We start from the raw sequence: 473 nt of genomic DNA, 5'->3' as shown, positions 1-473 counted from the left end.
TGACCCGGTCCACCCCGGCATGAGCCGTCCGTCCTGTCTTCAAGTAACGAAAGGAACAGGACGATGACCACGTTACACGACCACATCCAGATGCTGCGCGCCGAACTGACCAGTTTTTACCTGAGCCGTCGCGAGCGCAAACAAATCGAGCGCGAACTCAAAGAGGCGCTTGCCCGACGTGATGCCGAGCCCCCCGCCTGATGGGGGGCAAAATTATGATCGCTTGTAATACCGCCGCTCTTTGGTCACAGCCACGTGAGTGTGCCCTCTTTTATGTGTGCAGTGCCTCAATCTTTGCCCGAGAACATGCGTAACCAATCACAGAGATCGAAATCCATTGGCGCCCCCAACGCGACATAATTGCGTCTGTAAAATATTATTCTTAAAGAGTCATTCATAGATGATCCGGATTCGTATCGAAATGATAGGGCGGTGCTCTATCTGTCGTATCTATGTTCCGCTCTCGCCCTCCC

Annotated in this window: 1 protein-coding gene; it reads left to right on the top strand. The window is 53.1% G+C overall.

Annotated elements, in window-relative coordinates; genetic code table 11:
- Positions 1–63: 63 nt before the first annotated feature.
- Positions 64–201 carry a hypothetical protein gene (locus B7G66_RS18290; RefSeq protein WP_167613940.1) on the top strand — a complete coding sequence of 46 codons (138 nt, stop codon included), beginning with the start codon at positions 64–66 and terminating at the stop codon, positions 199–201.
- The last annotated feature ends 272 nt before the right edge of the window (positions 202–473 follow it).

The organism is Novacetimonas hansenii JCM 7643, assembly GCF_000964405.1.
Lineage (GTDB): Bacteria > Pseudomonadota > Alphaproteobacteria > Acetobacterales > Acetobacteraceae > Novacetimonas > Novacetimonas hansenii.
This window is presented reverse-complemented; position numbering and strand designations above follow the sequence as displayed.

Coding starts and splice junctions, on each gene's coding strand:
- B7G66_RS18290 (WP_167613940.1), top strand. CDS start 64: ATGACCACGTTACACGACCACATCCAGATGCTGCGCGCCGAACTGACC.